This window comes from Ornithinibacter sp., from assembly GCF_035443565.1.
GTDB lineage: Bacteria > Actinomycetota > Actinomycetes > Actinomycetales > Dermatophilaceae > Fodinibacter.
In genome coordinates this window covers 1-3,104 of the sequence record NZ_DAORSO010000071.1, presented here as the reverse complement: position 1 = coordinate 3,104, position 3,104 = coordinate 1, and the positions used below count along the sequence as shown (strand labels likewise).

At 73.6% G+C, this 3,104-nt stretch carries 1 protein-coding gene; it reads left to right on the top strand.

Annotated features, from left to right (window positions below; translation table 11 throughout):
• Window positions 1-105 precede the first annotated feature (105 nt).
• The coding region (locus tag PLL68_RS08895) for a patatin-like protein (RefSeq protein WP_324533413.1) at window positions 106-3,104 on the top strand (2,999 nt) is incomplete at its 3' end.

Sequence of the window (3,104 nt, the reverse complement as noted above, 5' to 3'; positions counted from 1 at the left end):
CTCCTCACGGGTGGATGATCGGACGATGGCCGGTGCCACGGTGACCGAGGACGCTGGTGTCTGAGCACCTCAGCGGTTTCGGTACCCCAGTGGCAGGAGTGAGCCATGGTCGTCCAGCCCGGTCCGCACGGTCTCGGTGAGCACGACCAGTCCGGCGTGCCCCCGGAGGAGATCCGCTTCGGCGTCGTCATGAACGGCGGGGTCTCGCTCGCCGTCTGGATGGGTGGGGTCGCCCTCGAGCTCGACCGCCTCGTCAAGGCTGGCGGGGGATCGGGGCCCTACGCAGACCTGCTGCGCCTCACCGGGTGCACAGCCCGGGTCGACGTCGTGTCCGGCACGTCGGCCGGGGGTGTCAACGGCGCCGCCCTCGCCCTGGCCCAGGTCAACCGCTTCGCCGACCTCGCCTCGCTGCGCGACGTCTGGGTGGAGCAGGGCCGCATCGAGGCGTTGCTGCGCCAGCCGTTCCGCGGAGCCCCGAGCTCGCTGCTCAAGGGTGACGACCACTTCCTCCCGCAGCTGAACGCGGCGATGTCGCGACTGGCCGAACCGCTCGACCCGGTTCCTGCGTCCGTCGCCCCGATGGACCTGACCATGGCGACGACCGTGCTGGGCGGCAACCAGGAGGTCACGGTCGACGCCCTCGGCCAGCGGCTGCCCCAGACGGTCCACGCGGCGCGGTTCCGGTGGAAGCGCCCCGCCGACGCCACCGAGGACACCGACCCGTTCGGCACCCGCAACATCGGCGGCACCGCGGCCCAGCTGGCGCTCGCGGCCCGGGCGTCGTCGAGCTTCCCGGTGGCGTTCGAGCCCACCTTCGTGCCGGTGCCCGCGCCCGATGAGCCCGTGGCCGACACGACCGGGCTGCGCCCGTCGATGGCTGGGGTCGTCGAGGAGTGGGGTGACACCCTCCCGCCGCGCGACCGCTCACGGTTCGCCGTCGACGGCGGCGTGCTCGCGAACACCCCGACCAGGGCGGCGGTCGAGGCCATCGAGCGGATGCCGGCAGACGGCCCCGTTCGCCGGGTCATGCTGCTCGTCTACCCGCACGCACCCGCCCCCGGCCCTGACCCGGCAGACGTCATGGGGGAGCCCCCGACCCTCGCGGGCACGATGGCCGGGGTCCTCGGCGCGCTGTCCGCGCAGGGCAGCCGCACCTTCGTCGACGAGCTCGAGGACCACAACGTGCGCGCCGCCGGACGTCGGGGCACGCGCGCGGACATCCTCGGAGGCTTCGGCGAGCCGCTGCCCGACGGCAGCACCCAGACGCTCGAAGGGCTCGGCGAGCAGCTCTTCCCCCACTACCGCCGCCTGCGCATCTGGCACGCCGCCCGAGACCTCGCCCGACGGCAGGTCGGCCGCCGCCCCCCGGCATCCTGGCCGGAGGGCGACGACGTCTGGGACTACGAACGCATCCGCCGTGCTGCGGAGCGGGCGCAGCAGAAGGTGGAGGACGCGCGCCGCACCACGGGTGCGACGGGCGCGGTGCCCGTGACCGGCATCCCCTACCTCCCCGATCACTACCCGACCGCTGCGAGGCCGGATGCCGGTCCCTCCTGGCGCTGGGGGGTGAGCGGCGCGTCGTCGATCGCGGAATCGGTCAACGAGCTGCTGCGCGAGCTCGTGTGGATGCTGCCGGCGGGGGAGGACTGGGCGATCGCCCGAGCCGCCCGGCAGCGGGTGACCGAACGCATCCGTGACATCCAGGCCTGCCGCCACCACACCGATGACCCCTGGGAACTCGACGAGGTGCTGGCCGCGCTGCGCCCGGACCACCACTACTGGATGCTGCGACTCGCCTCGTACGCGCGGCTCATGGGGGATGGGGGAGACGCCCCGGTGCGCGAGGCGATCGCCCGGGTGGCGCACTCGGAGAACCAGCGCCGCTTCCTCGTCAGCGGCGACAAGGCCGCGGCCGACGAGTGGCAGGCCAGCGTCGCCCAGCACCTCGAGGAGGTGCTGCTGCGGGACCCGAAGAGTCCCGCTGGCGGTGCAGGACGCGAGGTCCGACGGCTCGTCGAGGAGGTCGTGGAGGAGCTGGTCTCCGTCGTGCCGGTGCTGCGCAAGGCCGCGGCGCCGCGGATGAGGACCTCGGCCCACCGCGCCGGTGAGGTGCTCGGCGACCCGGAGTCCCTTCAGCGGTGGCACGCCGCGCTCGCGCCCGGGACGGCCGCCGTAACGGTGCCCCAGCTGCTGACGACCCTGCAGCAGCTCGAGGTGGCCAGCACGACGATCGGCGACGAGACGATGACCGGCTCGACGATCCCGATCGAGCTCGTGCAGCTGTCGGCGCAGACCCGCAACGCGTTCGCGCGGTACTCCCTGACCGGGGACGACAAGCTCGGTGGCTGGTCGGTGAAGCGCTTCGGCGGGTTCCTCAAGCGGTCGTGGCGGGTCAACGACTGGACGTGGGGTCGCCTGGATGCCGCGACCGTGCTGTGCCGGGCGGTGCTCGACCCGGCGCGGGTTCGCCGCGCGGCGTTCCTGTCGGGCTACCTCGCGACCGACCCCGACCCGCGGCGCCTGGCGCGGGCCACGGTCGACGGCGTCGTCAACTCGGTGTTCGCCGGGTCGGGTCTGACCTCCGATCCCCGGGTCGTCGCCCTGCGGGAGGCGGCCGTCGCCGAGGTGCTCGGAGCCTTCCTCATCGAGGACACCCCGACCAGCCAGCTGCCGCCGTCGATGCCTGCCCTGGCCGACCTCTTCGCGTGGGGGGTGCAGCTCGACGTCGTGCCCGAGGAGGTGGTGGCGCTTGCCGCGGCGGTGCGTGAGGACCGTGCCGACGGGGCCAACCCGCGATCACGCGGTGAGCTCTTCCTCGCCGCCGAGGAGCCGTTGCTCACCCGGTTGGAGAAGCGCCGTCGTGAGGGACTGTCGGTGTCGGGCAAGGACCGGGCGGCGCTGCTCAGCGCCTTCGACCGCGCCGGGGTGGGGCGTGAACCGCTCTCGGAGGAGACGTCGAGCGACCTCATGATCCGTAGTGCCTCGACGGCCGGGGCGGTGTCGGCGACGGTGCTGGACTCGCCCTCGTCGGGGCTCGGGGCGCTGCGCCCGGTGACCCGCCTCGTGCGGGGCGCGATGCTCGTCCTGCACTGGATGATCGTTGC